The organism is Blastococcus tunisiensis, assembly GCF_900112815.1.
Taxonomy (GTDB): Bacteria; Actinomycetota; Actinomycetes; order Mycobacteriales; family Geodermatophilaceae; genus Blastococcus_B; species Blastococcus_B tunisiensis.
Map to the genome: position 1 here is coordinate 23,558 of NZ_FOND01000026.1, position 22,518 is coordinate 46,075.

General features: G+C 75.9%; 23 protein-coding genes. 11 read left to right on the forward strand and 12 right to left on the reverse strand.

What is annotated here, in order from left to right:
- Positions 1–39 precede the first annotated feature (39 nt).
- The 4 genes from BM142_RS21940 (at position 40) to BM142_RS21955 (ending at position 6,824) form a co-directional block, all read left to right on the forward strand.
- Positions 40–1,629 carry a cytochrome ubiquinol oxidase subunit I gene (locus BM142_RS21940; RefSeq protein WP_092203286.1) on the forward strand — a complete coding sequence of 530 codons (1,590 nt, stop codon included), beginning with the start codon at positions 40–42 and terminating at the stop codon, positions 1,627–1,629.
- 33 nt (positions 1,630–1,662) lie between these two features.
- A complete protein-coding gene (cydB, locus tag BM142_RS21945) occupies positions 1,663–2,706 on the forward strand; it encodes a cytochrome d ubiquinol oxidase subunit II (RefSeq protein ID WP_092203288.1) in 1,044 nt (347 codons plus the stop codon).
- Positions 2,703–6,089, forward strand: coding sequence for a thiol reductant ABC exporter subunit CydC (gene cydC, locus BM142_RS21950; protein WP_092203290.1), 3,387 nt, complete (start codon positions 2,703–2,705; stop codon positions 6,087–6,089). Before cydB ends, cydC begins: the two co-directional genes overlap by 4 nt.
- A 174-nt stretch (positions 6,090–6,263) precedes the next feature.
- A complete protein-coding gene (locus BM142_RS21955) occupies positions 6,264–6,824 on the forward strand; it encodes a dihydrofolate reductase family protein (RefSeq protein WP_092203292.1) in 561 nt (186 codons plus the stop codon).
- Between the two features lie 7 nt (positions 6,825–6,831).
- On the opposite strand, the gene BM142_RS21960 is transcribed toward BM142_RS21955, so the two are convergent.
- Complete coding sequence (locus BM142_RS21960) at positions 6,832–7,464, reverse strand: hypothetical protein (protein ID WP_092203294.1); 633 nt, start codon at positions 7,462–7,464, stop codon at positions 6,832–6,834.
- A 20-nt stretch (positions 7,465–7,484) separates the two neighbouring features.
- Between BM142_RS21960 and BM142_RS21965 the strand changes: the two genes are divergently transcribed.
- Complete coding sequence (locus BM142_RS21965) at positions 7,485–7,712, forward strand: hypothetical protein (RefSeq protein WP_092203295.1); 228 nt, start codon at positions 7,485–7,487, stop codon at positions 7,710–7,712.
- 14 nt (positions 7,713–7,726) lie between these two features.
- Here the strand turns inward: BM142_RS21965 and BM142_RS21970 are convergent, their stop codons facing one another.
- The 5 genes from BM142_RS21970 to BM142_RS21990 all read right to left on the reverse strand — a co-directional run bounded on the left by BM142_RS21970 (position 7,727) and on the right by BM142_RS21990 (position 12,174).
- Positions 7,727–8,749, reverse strand: coding sequence for a phosphotriesterase family protein (locus tag BM142_RS21970; RefSeq protein ID WP_217640840.1), 1,023 nt, complete (start codon positions 8,747–8,749; stop codon positions 7,727–7,729).
- Positions 8,746–9,780: a DctP family TRAP transporter solute-binding subunit gene (locus BM142_RS21975; protein WP_092203297.1), complete on the reverse strand. Its 1,035-nt coding sequence runs from the start codon at positions 9,778–9,780 to the stop codon at positions 8,746–8,748. Before BM142_RS21975 ends, BM142_RS21970 begins: the two co-directional genes overlap by 4 nt.
- A 47-nt stretch (positions 9,781–9,827) precedes the next feature.
- Entirely contained in the window at positions 9,828–10,709 is an 882-nt protein-coding gene (locus tag BM142_RS21980; RefSeq protein ID WP_092203299.1) for a shikimate dehydrogenase, read from the reverse strand.
- Positions 10,710–10,780: 71 nt separating this feature from the next.
- Complete coding sequence (locus BM142_RS21985; protein ID WP_092203301.1) at positions 10,781–11,680, reverse strand: SDR family NAD(P)-dependent oxidoreductase; 900 nt, start codon at positions 11,678–11,680, stop codon at positions 10,781–10,783.
- An 80-nt stretch (positions 11,681–11,760) separates the two neighbouring features.
- Complete coding sequence (locus BM142_RS21990) at positions 11,761–12,174, reverse strand: hypothetical protein (RefSeq protein WP_217640841.1); 414 nt, start codon at positions 12,172–12,174, stop codon at positions 11,761–11,763.
- 138 nt (positions 12,175–12,312) lie between these two features.
- Between BM142_RS21990 and BM142_RS21995 the strand changes: the two genes are divergently transcribed.
- From BM142_RS21995 to BM142_RS22010, 4 genes are all read left to right on the forward strand, one after another.
- Complete coding sequence (locus BM142_RS21995) at positions 12,313–13,005, forward strand: hypothetical protein (protein WP_254791145.1); 693 nt, start codon at positions 12,313–12,315, stop codon at positions 13,003–13,005.
- A gap of 64 nt (positions 13,006–13,069) precedes the next feature.
- Positions 13,070–13,339: a DUF2277 domain-containing protein gene (locus BM142_RS22000; protein ID WP_092203303.1), complete on the forward strand. Its 270-nt coding sequence runs from the start codon at positions 13,070–13,072 to the stop codon at positions 13,337–13,339.
- Between the two features lie 57 nt (positions 13,340–13,396).
- The gene (locus BM142_RS22005; RefSeq protein ID WP_092203305.1) at positions 13,397–13,846 is read left to right on the forward strand and encodes a PGPGW domain-containing protein; all 450 of its coding nucleotides are present in this window, start codon (positions 13,397–13,399) and stop codon (positions 13,844–13,846) included.
- A gap of 95 nt (positions 13,847–13,941) precedes the next feature.
- Positions 13,942–15,390, forward strand: a complete 1,449-nt coding sequence (locus BM142_RS22010) for a glycosyltransferase family 39 protein (RefSeq protein WP_092203307.1) — start codon at positions 13,942–13,944, stop codon at positions 15,388–15,390.
- Between the two features lie 17 nt (positions 15,391–15,407).
- Here the strand turns inward: BM142_RS22010 and BM142_RS22015 are convergent, their stop codons facing one another.
- The 6 genes from BM142_RS22015 to BM142_RS22040 all read right to left on the reverse strand — a co-directional run bounded on the left by BM142_RS22015 (position 15,408) and on the right by BM142_RS22040 (position 21,526).
- The gene (locus BM142_RS22015) at positions 15,408–16,109 is read right to left on the reverse strand and encodes a glycosyltransferase (RefSeq protein WP_254791146.1); all 702 of its coding nucleotides are present in this window, start codon (positions 16,107–16,109) and stop codon (positions 15,408–15,410) included.
- Complete coding sequence (locus tag BM142_RS22020) at positions 16,106–16,969, reverse strand: NAD-dependent epimerase/dehydratase family protein (RefSeq protein ID WP_092203309.1); 864 nt, start codon at positions 16,967–16,969, stop codon at positions 16,106–16,108. Before BM142_RS22020 ends, BM142_RS22015 begins: the two co-directional genes overlap by 4 nt.
- The gene (locus BM142_RS22025; RefSeq protein ID WP_092203311.1) at positions 16,966–17,763 is read right to left on the reverse strand and encodes an aldolase; all 798 of its coding nucleotides are present in this window, start codon (positions 17,761–17,763) and stop codon (positions 16,966–16,968) included. Before BM142_RS22025 ends, BM142_RS22020 begins: the two co-directional genes overlap by 4 nt.
- Positions 17,764–17,829: 66 nt before the next feature.
- A complete protein-coding gene (locus tag BM142_RS22030) occupies positions 17,830–18,903 on the reverse strand; it encodes an ABC transporter ATP-binding protein (protein WP_092203313.1) in 1,074 nt (357 codons plus the stop codon).
- Complete coding sequence (locus tag BM142_RS22035; RefSeq protein ID WP_217640842.1) at positions 18,900–20,402, reverse strand: ABC transporter permease; 1,503 nt, start codon at positions 20,400–20,402, stop codon at positions 18,900–18,902. The genes BM142_RS22030 and BM142_RS22035 overlap by 4 nt, the downstream gene beginning before the upstream one ends.
- Before the next feature lie 104 nt (positions 20,403–20,506).
- Positions 20,507–21,526: an iron ABC transporter substrate-binding protein gene (locus tag BM142_RS22040; protein WP_092203359.1), complete on the reverse strand. Its 1,020-nt coding sequence runs from the start codon at positions 21,524–21,526 to the stop codon at positions 20,507–20,509.
- An 82-nt stretch (positions 21,527–21,608) separates the two neighbouring features.
- Here BM142_RS22040 and BM142_RS22045 point away from each other — a divergent pair, with 82 nt between their 5' ends.
- Both BM142_RS22045 and BM142_RS22050 read left to right on the forward strand, forming a co-directional pair.
- Positions 21,609–22,088, forward strand: coding sequence for a GNAT family N-acetyltransferase (locus BM142_RS22045; protein WP_254791147.1), 480 nt, complete (start codon positions 21,609–21,611; stop codon positions 22,086–22,088).
- Complete coding sequence (locus tag BM142_RS22050) at positions 22,085–22,390, forward strand: hypothetical protein (RefSeq protein WP_092203315.1); 306 nt, start codon at positions 22,085–22,087, stop codon at positions 22,388–22,390. Before BM142_RS22045 ends, BM142_RS22050 begins: the two co-directional genes overlap by 4 nt.
- Positions 22,391–22,518 lie beyond the last annotated feature (128 nt).

Below are 22,518 nucleotides of genomic sequence, written 5' to 3' on the forward strand. Positions count from 1 at the left end.
GAAAAGAACGCGTCGGCCTAGAACGAGGGAGAGACCGCGGTGGACGTGCTCGACATCGCCCGGTGGCAGTTCGGCATCACGACCGTCTACCACTTCCTGATGGTCCCGCTGACCATCGGACTGGGGATCCTGCTCGTGGTCCTGCACACCATGTGGGTGCGCACGGACAACCCCGAGTGGCTCCGGCTGACCCGGTTCTGGGGGAAGATCTACCTGATCAACTTCGTGCTCGGGGTGGCCACCGGGCTCGTGCAGGAGTTCCAGTTCGGGCTCGCCTGGAGCGAGTACTCCCGCTTCGTCGGCGACGTCTTCGGCTCGCTGCTGGCGCTCGAGGCGCTGCTCGCCTTCTTCCTCGAGTCGACCTTCCTCGGCCTGTGGATCTTCGGCTGGGGCCGGATCCCGAAGAAGGTGCACCTGGCCGCGCTGTGGGCAGCGGTCATCGGTTCGGTCGTCAGCGCCTACTTCATCATCGCGGCCAACGCCTGGATGCAGCACCCGGTCGGGGTGGTCGCCGACGACACGACCGGCCGGCCCGTGCAGATGGACTTCCTCGCCGTCCTGACCAACAACACCGCGCTGGCCGCCTTCAGCCACACGATCGTCGCCTCGCTGATGGTCGCGGGTGCGCTGCTGGTCGGCGTCGGGCTCTACCACCTGCGGAAGCGGAAGCTGGCCGGGCGGTCGGCCGAGGACGTCGACCACCGGGTGTGGCACCGGTCGGTCCGGATCGGCGGCTGGGTGTCGCTGGCCGCGTTCGTGCTGGTCGCCCTCACCGGTGACTGGCAGGGCAAGCTGATGTACCAGCAGCAGCCGCTGAAGATGAGCTCGGCGGAGGCGTTGTGCGAGACCGAGGCGCCCGCGTCGTTCTCCATCTTCGCGTGGAACAAGCTCGGCTCCAACGAGTGCGACGACGTCCACTCCATCACCGTCCCGGGGCTGCTCTCCTTCCTCGCGCACAACGACTTCTCCAGCGAGGTGCCGGGGGTCAACCAGCTGCAGGAGGAGTACTCCGAGGTCTACGGCGCGACCTACCCCGACGACCCGTCGCGGTTCGGCAACCTGGCCGGGGAGCCGATCGACTACCAGCCGGTCCTCGCGGTGACCTACTGGAGCTTCCGGCTGATGATCGGCATGGGCGCCGTCTCGGCGGGGGTGGCCGGCTACGCGCTGTGGTCGACGCGGCGCGGCCGGATCCCGACCTCACGGATCGGCGTCTACGGCTCGTTGCTCGCCGTGGGCGCCCCGTTCGTGGCCAACGCCGCCGGCTGGATCTTCACCGAGATGGGCCGCCAGCCGTTCGTCGTCGTCCCGAACCCGGACGTGGCGGTCGACGAGCAGATCTGGTTCTTCACCGCCCAGGCCGTCTCCCCCGGGGTCACCGCCGGTGAGGTGTGGACGTCGCTGATCGCGCTGACCCTCGTCTACGGCCTGCTCGCGGTCATCGAGGTCGGCCTGCTCACCCGGTTCATCCGCGCCGGCATCACCGCCGGCGACACCAGCCCCACCCCGGTCGGCACCGGACCGGACGACGACCGCCGGGAGGGGCCGGACGGCGACGCCGGCGGCGCCGGGGAGGACGGCCGCGAACGCCGCCGCCCGGACGACGACGTCCTCCAGTTCGCCTACTGACCCCCCGACGACAGATCACCGAGGACGAGAGTCATGGACCTGCAGACCCTGTGGTTCGCCGCCGTCGCCGTGCTGTGGACCGGCTTCCTGCTGCTCGAGGGATTCGACTTCGGCGTGGCGGCCCTGCTGCCCGTGCTGGGCCGCACGCCCGCCGACCGGCACCTCATGCTGCGCAGCATCGGTCCCCTCTGGGACGGCAACGAGGTGTGGCTGATCACCGCGGCCGGCGCGGTGTTCGCCGCCTTCCCCGGCTGGTACGCCACCTGGCTGCCGGCGCTCTACCTGCCGTTCGTGCTCGTGCTGCTGGGGCTGATCGTGCGGGCGGTGGCCTTCGAGTGGCGGCACCAGTCCCACGACGCACGGTGGGACTCCAGCTGGACGCACGTGATCACCGCCGGCTCGCTGATCGCCGCGCTCGGCGTGGGCGCCGCGCTGGCCACCACCACGCTCGGCCTGCCGATCGACGCCGACGGGATCCGGGTCGGCGGCAGCCTCGCCGGGGTGGGCTGGACGGCCCTGCTCGGTGCGGCCGCGGTCGGCGCCTTCTCCGTCGTCCACGGCGCGCTGTTCCTCGCGCTGAAGACCGACGGCGACATCCGGTTGCGCGCCCGCGCCTTCGCGCTGCGCTGGGCGCCCGTCGCCGCGCTGCCGCTGCTCGCCTGGGCGCTGATCGTGCACCTGCGGTACGGGACGCCCGTGACCGCGGTGCTGTGGGCGATCGCCGCGCTCGCGGTCCTGGTCACCTGGGTCCGGATCAGGGTGGACCGCGAGGGGCAGGCGTTCGCCGGCTGGGCGGTGATGCTCGTGTCGTCGGCCGCGACCATCTTCGGCGCCGCGTACCCGGTCGTCGTCCCCTCGACGATCGACGCCGCCTTCGACGTGACCATCGCCGACGCATCCGTCAGCGACTACACGCTGACCATCATGACCTGGGTCGCCGCGGTCGGGCTGCCGGTCGTGCTCGGCTACCAGGCGTGGACCTACTGGGTCTTCCGGAAGCGGCTGACCGCCGAGCCGCAGCACGAGGACGCTCCGGCTGCCGGCACCGCCCCCGCCCCCGGCGAGGTGCCCGCGTGAGCACCCGCCCCGGTCCGTCCCGGGGCCCCCTCGGCGCGCTGGCCGGCGTGCCCGGCCTGCGCGGCGCCCTGGTCCGGTCGGCCCTGGCGGCGCTGGGGCAGACGGCGGGCCTGGTGCTGCTGTCGGCCGGCCTGGCGCACGCGGTGGCGCGGGTCGCCGGTTTCGCGGAGGGTCCGGCGACCACGCCGCTGCTGCTGGCCGCGGCCGGCGCCGCGGTGCGGGCCGCCGCCGGCTCGATCGGCGAGGCGCAGGCCGCCCGCGACGCCCGCCGCGCCGAGGACGAGCTGCGCCGGCGGCTGCTGGACCGCTTCGCCACCTCCCCCGCGGCCGTGGCCGCGGCGGGTGGCACGGGTCCGGCGGCCGTCCTGGCGACCACCCGGCTGCACGACCTGGGGCCGGCGCTGGCCACCTACCTCCCGGCGCTGGCCCGGACGCTGGTGGTCCCGCCGGTGCTGCTGGTCGTCCTCGCCGCGACCGACCTGCTCTCGGCGTTCCTGGTCGCGGTCACCCTGCCGCTGGTCCCCGTCTTCATGGTGCTGGTCGGCCGCTACACGCAGGACGCGACCGCGGACCCGGCCCGCGCGCTGGACCGCATCGCCGCGCACGTCACCGAGCTGGTCCGCGGGCTGCCGGTGCTCGTCGGGCTGGGCCGCGCCGCCGAGCGGATCGCCGCGCTCGCCGCGCTCGGCGAGACCCACCGGCAGCGCACCCTGGCCACCCTGCGGGTGGCGTTCCTCTCCGCCCTCGTCCTCGAGCTGATCGCCACCCTGTCGGTGGCCCTGGTGGCGGTCACCGTCGGGCTGCGCCTGCTGCACGGCGACCTCGCCCTGACCCTCGGCCTCACCGCGTTGCTCCTGGCCCCCGAGGCGTTCGCGCCGCTGCGCGCCCTGGGCGCCGCCCACCACGCGGCCGAGGACGCCGGGCTCGCCTCGGCCGAGGCCCGGGCGGTGCTGGCCGCTCCCGACCCGGCCCCCGCCGCACCGGCCACGACCCGCGGATCAGCGGCCACGGCCGGCGACGACGACCCGCGCGGGGCCGACGTCGCGGTGCACGGGCTGACCGTCCGGTACCCCGGCCGGTCGGTGCCCGCGCTGCCGCCCACCGACCTGGTGCTGCGCCCGGGCGACCTGGTGGCGGTGACCGGTCCCAGCGGCTCCGGCAAGTCGACCCTGCTGGCCGCGCTCGCCGGCGGGCTGCCCCCCGGCGCGGCGCTGACGGGCGCGCTGGCCGGGGTCCCCGCCGGCGCGGTCGCGTACGCGCCGCAGTTCCCCCGGACGACCGGCCGGACGGTCGCCGACGAGCTGCGCCGGCACGCCGGCTGCGAGCCGGGGATCGACGCGATCGTCGGCGAGGCCTACGTCGTGGAGGCGCTGGCCCGGGTCGGCGCCGGCGAGCTGGCCGGCCGGGCGCCGGAGAGCCTCTCCCCCGGCGAGCTGCAGCGCGTCGGGCTGGCCCGGGCCCTGGTGCGCATCCGCCGCGGTGCCCGGCTGCTGCTGCTCGACGAGCCGACCGCGCACCTGGACGAGGAGGCGGCCGCGCTGGTCGCCGACGTGCTGGCCGGGCTGCGCGGCACGGTCACCACGCTGCTGGTCACCCACGACCCGCGGCTGGCCGCTCTCGCCGACCGCACCGTGGCGCTCCCCGCGCCCGACCAGCGCCCCACCGCGGACGCCGACCCGACGCCGCAGGCCCCCGGCGCCCCGGCACCGACGAGCTCCGTGGCGTTCGAGGACGGGGGCGTCGACGCCGCCGGTCCGGGGGCGGTGCGGCGGGCGATGCGCCGGGCCGTGCTGTTCGGCAGCCTCTCCGCCGGCGCCGGCATCGCCCTGACCGCCGTCTCGGGCTGGCTGATCGTCCGGGCGGCCGAGGCGCCGCCGGTGCTCACCCTGCTCGTCGCCACCGCCGGCGTCCGCGGCTTCGGCGTCGCGAGGGCGGCGCTGCGCTGGCTGGAGCGGTTGGCCGCGCACGACGCCGCGCTCCGGCTCGCCGCCCGCACCCGGGTACGGGTGTGGCGGGCGCTGGCCGCCCAGGGCCTGGCCGCCGACCGGGCCCCGGGAGCCGCGCTGGCCCGCGTCGTCGGCGACATCGGGCTCGTCCAGGACCTCACGGTGCGGGTGCGCCCGCCGCTGCTGGTCGCGATCGTGGTGCCGGCGGCCACCGTCGCCGTCCTCGCGTTCGTCGACCTGCCCGCCGCCGGTGCGATCGCCGCGACCCTCGCCGTCACGGCGGGGCTGATGCTGCTGGTGCACCGCTCCCTCGACGCCGGCGCCGCCCGGGCCGCCGGCACGCTGCAGGTCGCCACGCTGCGCGAGACGGCCACGGCGCTGGAGGGCGCCGCCGATCTGCGCGCGCACGGGCTGGCCGGCCGGACGGCGGCCGATCTCGCGGCGCTCGCCGCGCGGCAGGGTCGCTCCGCCGGGACCGGCGCCCGGGCCGCGGCGCTGTCCACCGGGCTGGTCGTGGCGGGCACCGGCCTGGCCGCCGTGCTGGCCACCGCGCTCGCCGCCCGGGCCGACCTGGGCGGCCCGGCATCGGCCGCGCTGGCACTGGCCCCGCTGGCCCTGGCCGAGCCGCTGGCCGGCCTCGTCGGCGCGCTGCAGCGGCGGGGTGCGCTGGCCGACGCCCGCGCCCGGCTCGACGCCGTCCTCGACGCGCCGGTCCCGGCCGACCCGGCGCAGCCCGTGCCCCCGCCGGCGCGGGTCGACGACGTGGAAACCCGGGGGCTGGTCGCCGGCTGGCCCGGCGGGCCGGACGTGCTGGCCGGGGTGGACGCCCGCGCGGCCACCGGCGAGGGCTGGCTGGTCGTCCGGGGGCCGTCGGGGTCGGGGAAGTCGACGCTGCTCGCCGTGCTCATGGCCGCGCTCCGGCCCCGCGCGGGCAGCTACGCGCAGGCCGGCGTCGACACCGGACGCCTCACCGGCACCGGCGTGCGGTCGCACCTGGCCTGGCTGCCGCAGGACGCGCACGTGTTCGCCTCCACCGTCCGCGCGAACCTCGCGGTGGCCGCACCGCGCGGCGCGCTGGCCGGCCCGGCCGGGGAGGCCCGCATGCGGACGGCGCTCGACGTGGCCGGGCTCGGCCCGCTGCTCAGCGCACTCCCCCTCGGGCTCGACACCCCCGTCGGCGCCGGCGGCACCGCGCTGTCCGGCGGCGAGCGGCGACGGCTGGCCGCGGCCCGGGCGCTGCTGGCCGACCGCGACGTCATCCTCCTCGACGAGCCGACCGCCCACCTCGACCCGCCGACCGCGACCGCCCTCGTCGACGACCTCCGGCGCGCGCTGGCCGGCCGGGTGGTCGTCTGCGTCACCCACGACGACGACCTGGCCCGGCCGGGCGACACGGTCGTCCGGCTGTCGGCGCGGGCGCCGGCGCCGGTCGCCTGATCGGGGTGCGGGGCTCCTCCCGGGGACCAGCGAGGCGCCCACCTCCGGCATCGACCCCCTCCTGGTGCTCGCCGCCGCGGACCGCAGCCTGCGCCGGGCCGGCGCGGGCGGCCGCCCCGGCACGGGGAACGCAACCCCTGACATCCGTCGTACCCCTGCGCCACAGTGAACGGCATGGATGCTCCCTTCACCGGATCGGTCTTCCTCGGGATGAGCGTCGACGGGTTCATCGCCCGGCTCGACGGCGACATCGGCTGGCTCACCGGCGGCGACGAGGGGAACGGCCCCCCCGACGACGGCGAGGGCGGCGACTTCGGGTTCGCCGAGTTCGTCGCCGGGATCGACGCGATCGTCATGGGGCGCAGCACGTACGAGTTCATCGCCCCGTTCGACGAGTGGCCGTACCAGGGCAAGCCGCTGCACGTGCTGAGCACGACCCTCATCGACGGGGCCGACCCGCGGGTCGCCAGCGTGCACCGCTCGGTCGACGCGGCCGCGGCGGCGCTCGCCGCCGCCGGGTACCACCGGGTGTACGTCGACGGCGGCCGGACGGTGCACGCGTTCCTGCGTGCGGGCCTCGTGGCGGACCTGACGCTCTCGCGGGTGCCGGTGCTCATCGGGACCGGGCTCACCCCGTTCGGCGAGCTGGCCGCCGACATCCAGTTGGAGCACGTCCGCACCCGGACGTTCGCCGGCGGCATGGTGCAGTCGACCTACCGGGTGGTCAGTCGCTGAGCGGGACTCAGTCGGCGAGGGGCACGGACACCGGGATCTCCGGCCCCAGCCGGGCGCCCTGGAGCAGCTCCAGGTCGTCGCCGGACCAGAAGCTGCCCGGGTCGTAGGCGTTGAGCGGCCGGTCGCCGGGGAGCAGCTCCATCGCGGTGTAGGTGGCGGCGACGAGCTCGGCGCAGAACACGGTCTCGGCGGCGGTCTGCCGCCGCAGCCGGCCGTTCACCCAGCCACGGGCCAGGCCGCGGGTGGTCGGGAACGGCCGGCCGTCCAGCCGGGCGATCGTGCGCAGGACGGCGTCCTCCATGGCGGGGGTCACCCCACCGTCCTCGGCGGGACCGACCAGCTGCCGGAGCCAGGCCTGCTGTCCGTAGCGCCGGCGCCAGGTGGTGACGGCGTCGCGCAGGTCGTGCAGCTGCACGCCGCGCTGGTGCTCGCCGGTCCACACGTCGGGCAGCGACCTGCCGAGCTCGGCGTGCCAGAGCAGCGGCGGCATGTCCTCGAGGACGACGGCCATACCGACGTGGTTGACCGGCGCGTTGGTCAGCGCGCGGATCGCGCGGTCGGCCAGCGACGGACCGCGGAACACCCAGACGTCGCCGGTCCTGGTGAGGTCGACGGCCTGGTCGAGCGTGAGCTGGGGCACGAGCGGCTACGTTACGGACCGTGCGCCTCTGGAAGCTGCTGGGAGTGGCCGGTCTCGCGGGAGTCGCGGCCGGCGGTGCCGTGCTGGCCCGCAACGAGCGCCAGCGGCGCGCCTACACGCCCGACGACGTCCGGACCCGCCTGCGCGAGCGGCACGCGGGCCTGGCCGAGGAGCCGCCCCCGCCCACGGTGGCCGAGCTGACCGGCGGACGACGGCACCGGCTCGCCCGCCTGCTCCGCCGCAGCTGAGCGGACGCGGCCGGTCAGGCCGGGACCAGGATCCGGGCCGGGTTGGTGACCAGCATCCGCTCGATCTCCTCCGGCGAGGCGCCGCCGTCGAGCAGCATGGGCACGATCCGCCGCGGGATCGTCTCGAACCGCCAGTGCGGCGCGTGCGCGGCCCGCCACGAGGGGGGCGTGACCCGGCTGAACGTCGCCGCGTCGTGCGAGAGCACCATCCGGTCGGCGTAGCCCAGCCGCAGCAGCTCGAGGACGACGGCGACCCGGCGCTCGTCGGGCAGCACGTGCTCCATGCCGAACCGGTCCATCCCGATCGTCGAGCCGGCGTCCATGAGCGACCGCAGGTACGGCAGGTCCTCGGAGTCGCCGCAGTGCCCGATCACCACGCGGGAGAGGTCGACCCCCGCGGCCCGCAGGAACGCCTGCTGGTCCAGCCCGTTGCGCAGGTCGGGGCGGCTGTGGGTGGTGATCGGGACACCGGTCTGCCGGGACGCCACCGCGGCCGCGGTCATCACCCGGGCGACGTCGTCGGTGATGCCGGGGGCGTCGGTGACCACCTTGAGCATGCCGGCGCGGACACCGGTGCCCGCGATCCCCACCTCGATGTCGCCGACGAAGAACTCGACCAGCGGATCCGGTCCGCCGACCAGCCGGCCCGGCCCGTGGGTGCCGAAGAAGGGCGGGAGGACGTCGGCGGTGTAGTAGCCGGTCGAGGCCACGAGGTGCACCGGCACCTGCTGGGCGACGCGGGCCACCCGGGCGACGTCCCGGCCCAGCCCGAGGACGGTGAGGTCGACGACGGTGCGCACCCCGAGCCGGTAGAGCTCGGTGAGCTGGCGCGCGGCCAGGGCGACGGCCCGGTCCTCGTCCCACTCCGGGTGCGGGTGGTTCACGTCCAGCTCGGTGCTGCCCACGAAGACGTGCTCGTGGATCAGCGTGCGGCCCAGCGCCCCGGCGCCCACCGGACCGCGGAAGGTCTGCACCCCGCCACCGGGGCGGCCGCCGTCGCGGCCGCCCCGGGAGGGTGCGGGGGTGCGACCGGTCACTCGGCCGAGTCGCGGATCGCCTCGTAGACGGGCAGCTGCTCCTCGCTGAGGTTCGCCCGCAGGTACTCCTCCACCTGGGTGCGGAAGGCGTCGGTGTCGACGTCGTCCACCACCTCGAACGCGCCACTGGCCTCCCACTCGTCGAGGATCGTCTGCTCGTCCTCCTCGACGCAGCCGGGCACCTGCTCGACCGCGGTGTCGATCGCGGCGTCCAGGGCCTCCTGCTGCTCGCCGGACAGCTCGTCCCACACCGGCCCGACGATCACCAGGTTGGAGTTCTCCTGGTGCCCGGACAGGCTCAGGTAGTCCTGCACCTCGCCGAGGTTGGAGGCGGAGATGTTGACGATCGGGTTCTCCTGGCCGTCGACGATCCCCTGCTGCAGCGCCAGGTAGAGCTCCTCGTAGGCCACCTCGGTGGCTGCGGCGCCCAGGGCCTCGGCGTTCATCAGGAACTGCGGCGAGTTCGGGAACCGCATCCGCAGCCCGTCGAGGTCCTCCGGCGTCCGGATGGGCTGGTTCGCGGTGAAGTGGCGGGCCCCGGCCGACCACGCGCCGAGCACGTTCACGCCGGTCTCCTCGGCGAAGCCCTGCTTCAGCTCCTCGGACGCGTCGCTGCCGAAGAACCGGGCCAGGTGCTCGCCGTCGTCGAAGGCGTAGGCGGCGTCGACGACGCTCATCGGCTCGTACACCGCACCGAGCGCCGAGGCGCCCTGGATGTCGATGTCGATGTCGCCGGAGACCACCGACTGGATGCGGTCGGCGTCGCCCCCGAGCTGGCTGCTCGGGAAGACCTCGACCGTCATCCCGACGTCGGCGGCGGCGACCTCGTCGGCGATCACCTGCGCACCGCACCGGTGCTGGGGCTGCTGCTCGGTGTAGCTGTGCGCGAGGGTCAGCTCGACCTCGCCACCACCACCACCGCCCCCGCCTCCGCCGTCGTTCCCGTCGTCCCCACCGCAGGCGGTGAGGACCAGGGGCGCGAGGAGGGCGGCCGCGAGGAGCGGGCGCCGGTGCCGGATGCGACTGGACATGGGATTTCCCTTCGTTGGGTTCCGGTGGGTCCGTGCTGGGCGGCCGGTCATGCCGTCCGCCCGGGTGGCTGGAGCTCGCCGGCGACGAGCTCGTCGAAGTCGGCGACCATCGCCGCCCGGGAGGCGGGACGGCCGGTGAAGAGCTCGAAGGAGTCGGCGGCCTGGTTGACCGCCATGCCGGCGCCGGTGAGCACCCGGCACCCCCGCTCCGTCGCCGACTGCACCAGGGCGGTGACCAGCGGGCGGTAGACGATGTCGGCGACCCAGAGGCGGTCGTGCAGCAGGGAGGCCTCCACCGGCGAGCCCGGGTGCGCAGCCATCCCCATGGGCGTGGCGTTGACCAGGCCGGACGCCCGTGACAGGAGGGCGGGCAGCCGGTCGGGCGTATGGGTGGTGCCGCGGCCGGCGTGCCGCGGGCCGAGCGTCGCCAGCAGCCGCTCGGCCCGGTGCGGGTCGGTGTCCACCACGTGCAGGGCGCCGGCGCCCAGGTCGGCGAGTGCGTGCGCGACGGCCGTCCCCGCGCCCCCGGCACCGACGAGGACGATGTCGTCCAGGTCTGCATCGGGCAGGCCCTGGCGCACGGCCGCCGCGAAGCCGGTGACGTCGGTGTTGTGCCCCGTGGTCGAGCCGTCGCGGATCACCACCGTGTTGATCGCGCCGATGGCGGCCGCCCCCGGTGACAGGTCGTCGACCAGCGGCGTCATGACGTGCTTGACCGGGTGGGTGATGTTGAGGCCGTCGAACCCCAGTTCCACGGCGTGCGCCAGCAGCGCGCGCAGCCGCTCCGGGGCGAGCTGGGCGTCGTCCAGCTCGATGCTCCGGTACACGTAGCGGAGGTCCTGCCGGGCCCCCTCGCGCTCGTGCAGCTCCGGGGAGAGGGACGGCCCGATGCCCTGCCCGAACAGGCCCGCCAGGTAGGAGCGGCTCACAGCCCGAGCACCTCCGGCGGCACCCGAGGCGACGGGTTCCGGCTTGCCCCGACGGTCAGGCGCCCGGCGGCCTAGATGCTGCGCCAGCGCCCCTCGGTCGCGTTGCCCGCCGGCCGGGACTCGAAGACGTTGCCCTCGGTCGCCGGCACCTCGTCGCCGGAGATGGCCAGACGCCGCAGGAGGGGCTCCACCAGCAGGTCGAACACGCCGGGCAGCAACCGGAAGCCGGCGGTGATCACCGGGTTGAGCAGGCCGGCCTGCACGATGCGACGCGGCTTGTCGACGGTGGACAGCACCGTGCGGGCGACCCGCTGCGGTGAGAACACCGGCAGCGGGGGGCGGCCGGTGCTGCCGGCCCAGGTCCCGGCCTGGTAGTAGATCGGGGTGTCCACGCCGCCGGGCTGCACGGCCGAGACGGAGATGCCGGGCTCGTCGCGGGTCTCCTGCTGCAGCACCCGGATCAGCCCCAGCTGGCCCCACTTGGCCGTCACGTAGCTGCCGAGCAGCGGGGTGGCGATGTTCCCGAGCAGCGAGTTGACGACGACGAGGTGCCCGGCGCGCTGCCGGCGGAACACCGCCAGGACGGCGCGGGCCACGTTCGCCGTGCCGTGCAGGGACACGTCGACGACCTGCTCGTACACCTCCCGCGGCACGTCCTCGATGCGGCCGTAGGCCATCACCTGGGCGGAGTGCACGACCACGTCCAGGCCGCCGAACTCGGCGACGGCGTCGTCGACGGCGGCCTGCACCGCGGTCGCGTCCGTCACGTCCGCCGGGCGCACGAGGGCCGCCTCCGCCCCGGCGGCCAGCACCTCCGCGGCGGTCTCCTCGAGCGACTCGCGGCCGCGGGCCAGGAGCACCAGCCGCGAACCTCGTCCGGCGAGCTCCACGGCGGTGGCCCGGCCGATGCCGCTCGATGCCCCGGTGATCAGGACCCGCAGCGGACCGTCGGGATCGGTGGGTGTGGGCACGCAGTCAGCTCCTCGGGGCGGGACGGGAGGGCGGTCGGCCCGCTCGGCGTCCCGGCTCCGCTACCCGGCACCCGTCCGGCTCATGCAGGTGGTGCACAACCCAGTTCGTCGAGGACGGCGAGCAGCCAGCCCGGTCCGGCCACCCGCGTCCCGGCCGGCAGCCGCGCGCGCAGTCCGCGGTCCGCCGTCACGACGAGCACCGGGGCCCCCTGCGCGTCCAGCCGGACGGCGCAGGCGGCGAGGACGTCGTCCCCGCTACCGGTTGCGCGCTCGACCCGGACGCCGTCCGGGGCCGGCACGTCCCGGGCCCGTCCCTCGACCACGGCGACGACGTCCGCGCACACGACGGTGCCGCCGTCGGGACCGGTCACCGGACGGCCCGGCAGCCCGGCCAGCCGGGTCAGCAGCCGGGTGGTGGCACCGGCGCGGTCGCGCCACCAGCCGTCGGGGCGGGCACCGACCACGTTGGCCGCGTCCACCAGCAGGAGCGTCACGGGTCCTCCATCCGGGTGGTCGACGTCATCCGGACGGGCGATGCGTCCGCCGCCGCCGGTTCGCCCCCGGCCGGCACGGACACCACGACCCGGATCGCAGGGGGATCGCCCGACCCACCGGCACGGAGGAGACCCAGCATGGCCGACACCGAGCACACCCGGCACGACGGTTCCCAGCTCGACGCTCCCCGGGATGAGGCTCCCCGCGAGCACCCCCGCGAGCACACCGCCCCGGTCCGCACCGACGGCGCTCCCGCTCCGCACGGCGATGCCCGCTCGGCGGTGGTGGCCCAGCGCGCCGCCTTCGGCGGGATCAAGGGTGGGGCCGCGTTCTTCGGCTGGCTGTCGGCCAACGGGCTCGCCGTCCTGCTGATCGCCGTCCTCGCCGCGGCCGGGGTCGCGCTCGGCCTCGCCCGGGGGGTGGACACCGCCGACGAGGCGGCGGAGCAGGCCGGGGACCAGGTGCAGGCCATCGGTCTGGGCGGCGGCGTCGCCGTCCTGGTCGTCCTCTTCGTCGCCTACCTGGCCGGCGGCTACGTCGCCGGCCGCATGGCCCGGTTCGACGGCGCCCGGCAGGGCGTCGCGGTCTGGCTGATCGGCCTGGCGGTCGTCGTCGTCCTGGCGGCCGCCGGCACCATCCTCGGGGCCCAGTACAACGTGCTCCAGCAGCTGAACCTGCCCCGCATCCCGATCGACGAGGGCACCGCCACCACCGCCGGGATCGTCACCCTGGTGGCGATCCTGCTGGTCACCCTGCTCGGCGCGCTGATCGGCGGGAAGCTCGGCGAGCGCTACCACCGCAGGGTCGACCGGGCCGGCTTCCACGCCTGAGCAGGCACTCCGGCAGGGCGCCGACGGCTGGGCAGGACCCGCAGCCACTCCTACGCTGCGGAGCATGTGCCGGAACATCCGCCCGCTGTCGAACTTCGAGCCCCCGGCCACGGAGGACGAGATCCAGGCCGCGGCCCTGCAGTACGTGCGCAAGATCAGCGGGACGACGAAGCCGTCCCGGGCCAACGCCGAGGCCTTCGACCGTGCCGTGGCCGAGGTCGCCGCCGCCTCGACCCGGCTCCTGGGCTCCCTGGTGACGGCGGCCCCGCCCAAGGACCGCGAGGTGGAGGCCGCCAAGGCCCGCGAGCGGGCGGTCCTGCGCTACGGCACGTGACAGATGCATTGCACACAACCGGCATGAGCGCGGCAGGTCGCGGGTAGCTGCGGAGCCATGACCTCAGGCACGGCCGTCCACCACGACGGCGCCACCCGCTGCCCTGACTGCACCGACGGCCTCGGCAAGCCGCGACCGGTGAAGCCGGGGTCGCTGCGGGAGAGGATGCACAGCACCCCGGGATTCCTGCTGCCCTGGCGGATCGGCGTCTTCGTCGTCGGGCTGCTCTTCGTCCTGCTCGGCATCGCGCTGACCGCCCTGCCGGGGCCGCTGACCATCCCGCCGGTCCTGCTCGGGCTCTGGGTCTGGTCGGCCGAGTTCCTGTGGGCAGCCCGCTTCTTCGCCATCTTCCGCCGCAAGGCCCAGGACGCCTGGCGGCACGCCAGGCAGCACCCGGTCTCCTCCGCGGCCGTCACGCTGGGCGGGCTGGCCGCCGCCGGGGTCGCCTTCTGGGCCGTCGGGCACTTCCAGCTGGTGGACCAGACGAAGGTCGCTCTGGGTCTCTGACGCGGATCGGCAGGTCGCCGGATCGACAGGTCGCCCGGCGGGACATACCGGGCGGGCGCCACAGACGGCGGGCAAGGCTCGCCTAACCTCTCGGGGTGACCGCAACCGCGACCCGGGACGACGCGCGAGGCCGCTCCGACGCCGGAGCCCGCCCCGACGTCCTCCGCTGGTCGCCGGTCGAACTGCTGCCGCCGGTGCTGGTCCTGGTCCTGGGCCTGGTCCTGCTCCGCCCCGGGCACGGCCTGTGGTTCGACGAGCTGTTCACCGCCGAGGTGGGCCGGCTGCCCCTGGGCGACATCCTCTCCGCCGTCGTCGACGGACGCGGCACCACCGACTACCTCGCGACCGTCCCGCCGTCGTACAACGCGCCCTACTACGTCGTCGTGCACGCCTGGATGTCGCTGCCCGGGACGGGGAGCGACACCTCGCTGCGGGTGCTCTCCCTGCTGGGCACGGCCGGCGGCCTGGCGCTGATCACCCGGGCGGTCGGCCGGCTGGCGGGCCGCGCGACGGGCGTCCTGGCCGGGCTGGTCCTGGCCGTCAGCCCGCTGGTGCTGGAGCAGTCGGTGGAGGCGCGCAGCTACGGGCTGGCGATGCTGGCCACCGGGGGCGCGCTGCTGGGGCTGGCCCGCTGGCTCCAGGACCCCCCGCGGGGCCTCCTGCTGTTCGGCCTGGCCGGCGCCGGCATGGGGCTGATGCACTGGTACGCCGTCACCGTCCTCGCGGCGTTCGTCGTCGCTGCCGTGGTCCTGCGGCGTCGCCGGGCGTGGCCGGTGCTCGCGGTCGGCGCCCTCGCGGTCCTGCCCGCGGCCGGGATGGTGCTGGTGAACCTGCTCAACGGGACCGGCGGGCGCAACGCCGAGCACCTGACCGGCACCGGCGGCGCCCTCCCGGCGCTGGCCGTGCAGGCCTGGGCCGGAGGGTGGCCCCCTCTCCTCGTCCTCACCGTCGGCCTCGCCGTCGTCGGCGCGCTGCGGGCACGCGGCGTCCGGGTGGTGGCGGCGGCCTGGGCGCTCGTGCCGCTGCTGCTGCTCGTGCTCGCCGAGCTCGTCCGCCCCGTCTACCTGCCCCGCTACCTGCTCGCCGGGCTGCTCGGCGTCGGCGTGCTCGCCGCGGCCGGGGCGCTCGCCCTGCCGCGGCCCGCCCGCCTGCCCGCGGCGGGGTTGCTGCTCGTCTGCTCGATGCTCACCAGCGCGCCGATGGTCGACCGCGGACCGCGCGAGCGCTCGGACGAGCTGGTCGAGACCCTCGCCGAGCTGCACCGGGCCGGGGAACCGGTCGTCGCCGCCGACCAGCGCTCGGCGATGGGGCTCGACCACTACGTGCGCACCCTGGCCCCCCAGCTGCGCCCCGACGTCGTGCTGCCGCCGGAGGACGCCCCGGCCGACGCCGACCGGGTCTGGCTGGTCCGCCGGCTCATCGACCGCATCCCCGAGCCCACCGACGACGACGAGATCATGCGCGAGGCGGGCCTGCGCATGACCGACGTGCACAACTTCTCCGCGAGCAAGACCCACCTGGTCCTCCAGCTCTGGGAGAGGTGACCCCGGGAGGCAGGTGCTCAGCGCCCGGACCGGACCGCCCACACCAGCGAGCGCGCCGACTGCCGCACGCGGGACCGCGCGCTCCACGCCGACCGGCCTTCCGGCCGACGGTCGCGGGCGACCGGGATGCTGACCGCCGGCCGCCCGGCCCGGCTCACGGCGAGGACGACGCTCGGCGCCCCCTCGTGCCGCACGGCGGCGACGACGGCGTTCCGGACCTCCGCGTCCATCGCCAGGAAGGCGCCCGCGTCCGGCGGCAGCCCGGTGAGCCGCGCGGCGACCCGCCGGTGCACGGTGCCGGTGAGCCGCCGCACCCGCGACTCGTAGCGCCCGCGCCGTCCGGCGAAGACCGCGCCCACGTCCCCGCGGGCCAGCCGGTCGACGAGCAGGGGAACCGCCTCGGGCGGGTCCTGCAGGTCGGCGTCGAGGCAGACCCAGGCATCGGCGTCGGGCTCGGCGGCCAGACCGCAGGCGAGCGCGGCGTGCTGACCGACGTTGACGGTCAGCCCGGTGACGGCGATCCGGCGGTCCGCCGCGGCGAGCGTCCCGGCCACGGCGGCGCTGTCGTCGGGCGAGGCGTCGATGACCAGCCTCAGCCGCCAGTCCCGGCCGGCGAGCGCGGCGGCCAGTCGCTCGGCCAGCGGCCGCAGCGTGGCCTCGTTGCCGTGCACGGGGACGACGACCGCGATCCGCGCGCCAGGATCCCGGCCCCCCGTCATGCCGGCACGCCCTCCGCGGACCAGGTCCGGCGCAGACCCTCGGCGAGGTCCACCGTCGGCGTCCAGCCCAGCAGCCGGCGGGCGGCGGACGGGTCGCACACCCAGTCGGCGGTGTCCCAGTCGCGGCCCGGGTGCGCGCCGGCCGCGGTGGCGATCGGCCGGCCGGTCACCCGCGCGGCCGTCCCGACGAGCTCCTCGGTGCTGGTCTGCACACCGGTGCCGAGGTTGAGCACCGTCCCGGTCGGCAGGGCGTCGTCGGTGGCGGTCCGCACGCAGGCGTCGACGACGTCGCCGACCCAGACCCAGTCGCGCCGGCTCAGCCGGGCCGGCAGCGGCACGGTGCCGCCGGTGCGGGCGGCGGAGAGGACCACCGGGACCAGCCGGGTGGGGTGGTCGCCGGGGCCGTAGACCTGGAAGGCGCGCAGGACGGCGGACCGGACGCCGCGCTCGGCGGCAGCTCCCAGCAGCAGGAGGGATCCGGCGGCCTTGGTGGCACCGAAGAAGCCGCGCGGCTCGAGGGCGGCGTCCTCCGCGAGCGGGTGCGCCGCGGCGGCGTACTCGGTGGAGGACCCGAGCCGGATCACCGCGCGGCACCGGTCCGGCAGCGCGTCGACCAGCCACGGGCTGGTGTTCACCGCCGTCGTGGCCGCCCGCTCCGCCGCGGTGGTCTTCGCCCGTCCGGCGGCCAGGGAGAACACGACGTCGGGCTGGGCGGCGCGCACCGCGGCCGCGCCGGCGACGGGATCGGCGAGGTCGACCCGGTCGCGGGTGAGGCCCACGACGTCCCACCCCTCGGCGGCGAGCCGGGCCACCAGGTGCCGGCCGACGAAGCCGCCGGCGCCGGTGACGAGCGCTCTCACGCCGACGCCGGCACCGCTGCCGGAACCGGCCGGCCGGTCACGGCCTCGACGAAGGAGGATCGGTCCTCGGCGACCTCCACGGCGTCCCTGCGCCGCAGCGCGGCGAGAGAGGCCAGCAGGCGCGGCACCTCGGTGAACGGGTCGCGGCCGGCCATGTCGGCGGTGAACGACCGCCGGAGGAAGGTGAAGTCGGTGTGCAGGCGGACCAGTTCGCCGGCGAGGAGGTCGGAGCTCACGGGGAACCCTCCTCCGGGAAGCGTCAGGCCGCCGACCCCGAACGGCTGGAAGGTCGTCGCCCGGACGGCGTCCATCGTGCCGTCGACCAGCGGCCGGAACAGCTCGTCGGAGCCCCGGTCGATGCGCAGGTCGTTGAGCCCGACGTAGAGCCGCGACAGCGGGCGCCGGGCGAGGGCGGCCGCCCGGTCGACCGCGTCCCGGGTCTCCACGAGGATCCCGACGCCGCACCGGCCCGCCGCCAGGTCGAGCGTCCGGTCCACCTCGTCGACCGTGCGGACCATGGGCAGCAGGATCTCGTCCGCCCCCCGGATCACGGCCGCCTCCACCTCCTCCCCGGTCCAGGGACCGAAGCCGTTGATGCGGCACACCAGCCGGCCCTCGGTGGCCGCGCGCATGCGCGCCAGGTCGTCGGGGGTGTCCTCGTTGATCTGGGTGTTCTCGCCCTGCTGTCGCCGCGCCTTGCCCCGGCGCTCCCAGTCGACGACGATCCCGGCCGCTCCGGCGGCGACCACGTCGCGTCCCCAGGTGGGGTCGACCGTGAAGAGGAAGAGGTCCACGCAGCGAAGCTTAGGCTTCCCTAAGGGCGATCGGGTGCACTGGCCCCGGCGCGGTGCCCCGGTCCCTCAGACCGACGGCTGCAGCGGCACCGAGCGGCCGGCCGCGTCCACGGGGAACGCCAGCGCGGTCCCCCGCACCGTCACCGCGACGTCGTCGCCGACCGCCGGCAGGTCCGCGCCGTCGACCCGTGCGTTCACCGTGGCCCCGTCGGAGAGGACCAGCCGGACCCGCGAGTCGTGGCCGTAGAAGTCGACCCCGTGGACCCGGGCCACCAGGGCACCGGCCTGCCCGGACGGTGCCAGCCGCAGCTGCTCGGGACGCAGGAGCACCCGGGCCGGCCCGTCGGCCACGTCGCCGTCGCAGCGAACGGCACCCAGCGCGCAGTGCGCCGTCCCGCCGCGGACGTCGGCGTCCAGGACGACCGCCTCGCCGACGAAGGCGGCGACGTCGAGGTCACGGGGGCTGCGGTAGAGCGTGCGGGGGTCGGTGAGCTGCACGAGCCGCCCACTCCGCAGCACCGCCACCTGGTCGGCCATCGACAGCGCCTCGGCCTGGTCGTGCGTCACCAGCACGGCGGTCGCGCCGGAGGCGACGAGCGCCGCGGAGACCGCCTGGCGGGTCTCCTCGCGCAGCCCGGCGTCCAGCGAGGAGAACGGTTCGTCGAGCAGCACCAGCGACGGCGCCGGTGCGAGGGCGCGGGCCAGCGCGACGCGCTGCTGCTGACCGCCGGAGAGCTGGTGCGGGGAGCGGTCGGCGAGCGAGGCGTCCAGGCCCACCAGCTCCAGCAGGTCCCGGACCCGGCCGCCGTCGCGCCGCTGCCGCCGGGGCAGCCCGAAGCTGATGTTGCCGGCCACGGTCAGGTGCGGGAACAGCCCGCCCTCCTGCGGCACGAAGCCGATGCCGCGCCGGCGGGCGGCGACGGCACGCCCCTCCCCCGCCACGATCCGGTCCCCCAGGGCCACGGTTCCCGCGTCGGGATCGTCGAAGCCGGCGATCAGGCGCAGCAGCGTCGTCTTGCCGCACCCGGACGCGCCCAGCAGGGCGGTGAGGCTGCCCTCCGGGACGTGCAGGTCCACCCCGGTGAGGACGGGGGTGGTGCCGAAGGCCTTCGTCAGCGCCTGCACGGTCAGCGAACTCATGGGGTCAGTCCTCGTCGGGCGTCTCGGGACAGCAGCACGGTAGCCGGGGCGGACAGCAGCACCATCACCACGGCGTACGGCGCCGCCGACCCGTAGTCCAGGGCGCTGCTCGCCGACCAGAACGCCGTCGCCAGCGTGGTCGTCCCGGTCGGGGCCAGCAGCAGCGTCGCGGTCAGCTCGGTGACGACGGCGAGGAACACCAGCGCGGCGCCGGCGCCGATCCCCGGTGCCAGCAGCGGCACCGTGACGCGGCGCAGCCGGTCGGGCGCCGACGAACCGAGGGACGCCGCGACGTCGTCGTAGAGCGGCGGGAACTGCTCGACCGCCGACCGGACGGTGACGACCGCCCGGGGGAGGAAGAGGATCGCGTAGGCGGCCAGCAGCACCGGGACGGTCTGGTACAGCCACGGCGTGGCCCGGATGCTCAGCGTCACCAGGGCCAGGGCGACGACGATGCCGGGGACCGAGCTGCCCAGGTAGGTGCTGCGCTCGAGCAGGGTGGAGATCCGGCCGCGGGCACGGACGGCGAGCCAGCCCGTCGGGAGCGCCATCGCGGTGGTGACGGCGGCCGCGGCGGCGGCCAGCGCCAGCGTGGTCCCGGTGGTGGTGGACAGGGCCGCCCAGTCGACGGCCGCGGAGCGGCCACCGGTCATCCAGTACCCGAGGCTCGCCAGGGGGACGACGAGCGCGAGCCCGACGAGGGTGGCCAGCGCCAGCAGCGCCGGCGCCGTGAGACCCCGCAGATCGACCGGGCGGACCGGCCGGGCTGCTCCCCGCGCGGTGCGCGCGTAGCCGCGCCGACCGCGCAGCCGGATCTCGGCCAGCAGCAGCCCCAGGCAGAGCAGGACGAGGACACCGGCCAGCATGGTGGCGCCCGGCCCGTTGAAGGTCGCGCGGTACTGGTCGTAGATCGCGGTGGTGAAGGTCGGGTAGCGCAGCATCTGCAGCGCGCCGAACTCGGCGAGCAGGTGCAGGGCCACCAGCAGGCCGCCGCCCAGCAGGGCCACCCGCAGCTGGGGCAGCTGCACCCGGCGGAACACCGCCCAGCTGGACAGCCCCAGCCCGCGGGCGGTCTCCTCCAGCGCCGGGTCCAGCCCCCGGAAGGCCGCGGCGACCGGCAGGTAGACGAAGGGGAAGTAGGAGAGCGTCACGACCAGCAGCGCGCCGGCGTAGGTGTCCAGGCCGGGCAGCAGCGAGATCCAGGCGTAGCTGTTCACGAACGCCGGCACCGCGAGCGGGGCGACGAGCAGCACGTGCCAGACGCGGCGGGCCGGCACCGACGAGCGCTCGACGAGCCAGGCCGCCCCCACCCCGAGCACCGCGCAGCCGATCACCGTGCCCAGGACCAGCCGGGTGGTGTTCCAGAGCAGTTCCCCGACCCGGGGCCGCAGCACCAGCTCCCGCACGCCCTCCCAGCCGAGGTCGGCCGTGTACCAGGCGATGTAGCCCAGCGGCAGCAGCGCCAGCGCGGCCACGCCCACGGCCAGGGCCAGGGCCACCGGCGACCGGCGAAGCCGGCGACCGGGCGACGCGGACGGCCGGGAGCCCCGGGCCGCCGGGGTGATCGGCGCCCCGGGGCCCGGGACCGGCAGCGTGGGAGTGTTCAGAGCAACCCGGCTTCCTGCATGAGCTCGGTGACCAGCGGGGCGTCGAGCGAGCCGGGGTCGACCGCGGGCGCCTGCAGGTCGGCCAGCGGCGGGAGGGCGTCGGCAGAGGCGACGCCGACGCCGACGGCGTACTCCAGGGCGCTGCTGCCGGCCAGCCGCTCCTGCGCCTCCGGGCCGGTCAGCCACTCGACCAGCCGCTGGGCGTCGTCCTTCTGGTCGGAGGAGGCGAGCACCCCGGCCCCCGAGACGCTCACGAAAGCCCCCGGGTCCTGGTTGCGGAAGTAGTGCAGCTCCGCGTCGTCACCGACGAGCCCGTCCTGGGCCTGGTCGCGGAACCAGTAGTAGTGGTAGGTGATGCCGACCGGGACCTCGCCCTCGTCCACCGCCTTCATGATCGCGGTGTTGCTCGAGTAGATCTCGGCGTTGCGCGCCAGCCCCGTGAGCCACTCGCGGGTGGCGTCCTCGCCCTCGAGCGCCAGGACGGCGCTGACGATGGCCTGGAAGTCCGCGCCGCCGGCGGCGATGGCGACCCGGCCCTCCCACGCGGGGTCGGCGAGGTCCAGCATCGACGCGGGGAGCTCGTCCTCGGCGATCTCCGCCGGGTTGTAGATCAGCGCGGTGGAGCGGGCGGCGAAGCCGACCCAGTCGCCCGACGCGGGGCGGAAGGCCTCGTCGACCTGCTCCAGCGTCGCCTCGTCCAGCGGGGCCAGCAGCCCGGCGTCGTCGACGACGTCGATCGCCGGGCTGTTCTCGGTGAGGAAGACGTCGGCCGGCGAGGCCTCGCCCTCCTGCACGATCTGGTTGGCCAGCTCGGAGTCGTTGGCGTCGCGGAACTCCAGCTCGATGCCGGTCCCCTCGGTGAACCCCTCGAGCATCGTGCGGACCAGGCTCTCGTGCTGGGCGCTGTAGACGGTGAGCGTCTCGCCCTCCCCCGCCGCCCCGGAGCCCCCGCACCCGGCGAGGGCGCCCAGCAGCGCCGAGGAGGTGGCGAGGCCGACGACGGTCCGGCGGGACATGCTCACGTGCTGCTTCCTCCTGCGTCCACGACACCACTGTAGGCAAGGCACACCTAAACACGGCGGGCGGTGGTGAACACGGGTGCGGCACCTGATCCGGCGCATCGGCTACAACTGGGGCATGACCACCCCCTCGCTGCGCCGGGCGCGGTTCGCCGAGCTGAGCCCCTTCGAGGTCTACGCGCTGTGCCGGCTGCGGGTGGACGTCTTCGTGGTCGAGCAGGAGTGCCCGTATCCCGAGCTGGACGGCCGGGACACCGAACCGGCGACCGTGCACCTGTGGCTGGAGTCCGACGGCGAGGTGGCGGCGACGATCCGGGTGCTCGACGACGGCGCGACGCGGGCCATCGGCCGGGTGGCGACCGCCGCCGGCTTCCGCGGCCGTGGGCTGGCGGCGGAGCTGATGCGCGAGGGGATCGCGCTCTGCGACGGCGCCCCGATCACGCTCGGTGCCCAGGCCCATCTCCAGGGCTGGTACGAGCAGTTCGGCTTCCGGCTCAGCGGGCCCGGCTACGTCGAGGACGGCATCCCGCACGTGCCGATGCGGAAGGAGCCGGCATGACCGCCGACGAGGCGTCGCTGCTGCGGACGGCGGCCGACCGGCTGGAGCAGCTGGCCGCCCGCACCACGCCCGGCGACTGGCGGGCGGGCGGGCTGCTCGCCTCCCGTCCCGAGGTGATCGCGCACGCGCCGGACGGCGGCACCGAGCACGTGGCCGAGGCCCGCGCGCGCACGGGTGCGTGGATCGCCGCCCTCTCCCCCGGGCTCGCGGCCCCGCTGGCCGCGTGGCTCCGGGCGGCGGCCGACGCGCCCGGTCCCGCCGCGGTGGAGGTGGCCCGGGCCCTGCTGCAGCGGCTGCCCTGAGGCCGTCTCGGTCCGCGGCGCTCCGGCCGTCCCGGTCGACGATCGCGTCCGGGGAGCCGGCGACGACCGCCCACTCGAGCGTGCCCCCGTCGGCGAGCTCGAGGCGCAGCACCCCACCGTCCGGCGCC